The 1,206-nt window shown below is 41.5% G+C and carries 2 protein-coding genes and 1 pseudogene; 2 read left to right on the top strand and 1 reads right to left on the bottom strand.

What is annotated here, in order from left to right; all coding sequences use genetic code 11:
• Positions 1–95 precede the first annotated feature (95 nt).
• The gene (locus QUB12_RS37420; protein ID WP_333301374.1) at positions 96–380 is read right to left on the bottom strand and encodes a hypothetical protein; all 285 of its coding nucleotides are present in this window, start codon (positions 378–380) and stop codon (positions 96–98) included.
• 30 nt (positions 381–410) lie between these two features.
• Here QUB12_RS37420 and QUB12_RS37415 point away from each other — a divergent pair, with 30 nt between their 5' ends.
• Both QUB12_RS37415 and QUB12_RS37410 read left to right on the top strand, forming a co-directional pair.
• Positions 411–590, top strand: coding sequence for a hypothetical protein (locus QUB12_RS37415; protein ID WP_445252106.1), 180 nt, complete (start codon positions 411–413; stop codon positions 588–590).
• A 194-nt stretch (positions 591–784) separates the two neighbouring features.
• Positions 785–1,141 (top strand): annotated as a pseudogene (locus QUB12_RS37410) (ISAs1 family transposase); the annotation flags it as partial.
• Positions 1,142–1,206 lie beyond the last annotated feature (65 nt).

Below are 1,206 nucleotides of genomic sequence, written 5' to 3'. Positions count from 1 at the left end.
ATTGGGACTTAGTTCATTTGTACTATTTCATCCCCTTTTTGTTGATGTGTGACAGTTGTGGGTGCGGAATGTGGGTTAGAAGGGAGTAGATTTTGTCAATACCCCCTTGTGTAGAAATACAATCGAATAATAATGATAATCAAACAAGGGAGAAGGGTGGGAGAGTCTGCCTCTGGAAGACTCTCCCAGCGACAGCGATTATCATTATTAATAAGTGGTTCGCTCGCTCTGGCGTGGCGGACGATCGACAATTGTGGCAGGCGATCGACAATTGTGGCGGACGATCGATAATTGTGGCGGACGATCGATAATAGTTGTACCGCAAGCGCTGGCGCATGATAGTTGCGGGCGTTGGTATTATCAAACGATAGAATTGACAAATAATTGAGCAATTGTAGAGGTCAGTAAATATGGCAAAAAGTCAAAAAACTAATCGCGACCACGCCAAAAAAACTACCCGACCAATGGTGGAAGACTCGGCGATTGCCTCGCAACTATCCGCATTATTAACACCGGCTATTACCTCACAGGAAAATTACTACCGTCAACTGGGTTTACGAGGCAGGGTAAGCTCATCTAATTGGGTATAATATGAACTTGACAAAGTTAACAAAATAAGCATAAGAGACTGTGTAGACAGCACACTTGACTCCTAACACAGATCAGTGAGATGACAGTAATACTGTAGTTGAAAACCTCAAAAATACCCTATATGTTTCAAGGCGTTAACAACAAAAATGCCGAGGCTCAGAAAAATTGTCCTGCTGAGAGAAAACTAACCGAAGTGGCAGATATCGGGTGTATTCAAAAAAGTTTAGTTCAGCACTTCCAAGAGATCAAAGAGTCCAGAGTGGAGAGAACTAAGAAACATCAACTCACAGATATCTTAGTAATTGCGATTTTAGCAGTAATTGCTGGAGCGCAAGGATGGGAAGATATGGAAAATTATGGCATTAGCAAAAAACAGTGGTTAGAAAAGTTTTTGGCATTACCTCACGGTATTCCCTCTGATGACACCTTCGGTCGGGTATTTGAATTTATTAATCCCGAAGAATTGAATCGTTGTTTTCTTCAATGGGTAGAAACCCTTATCACCAAGATGGGAGGAGAAATAATCCCCATAGATGGGCAGGGTAAACGCATCTAATTTTGTATAAATTGTACTTGACAAAACGCCACCAAGAGGAAAGGGATTTTTTCTTAGTC

This window comes from Microcoleus sp. B7-D4 (assembly GCF_036705125.1).
GTDB lineage: Bacteria > Cyanobacteriota > Cyanobacteriia > Cyanobacteriales > Microcoleaceae > Microcoleus.
This window is presented reverse-complemented; position numbering and strand designations above follow the sequence as displayed.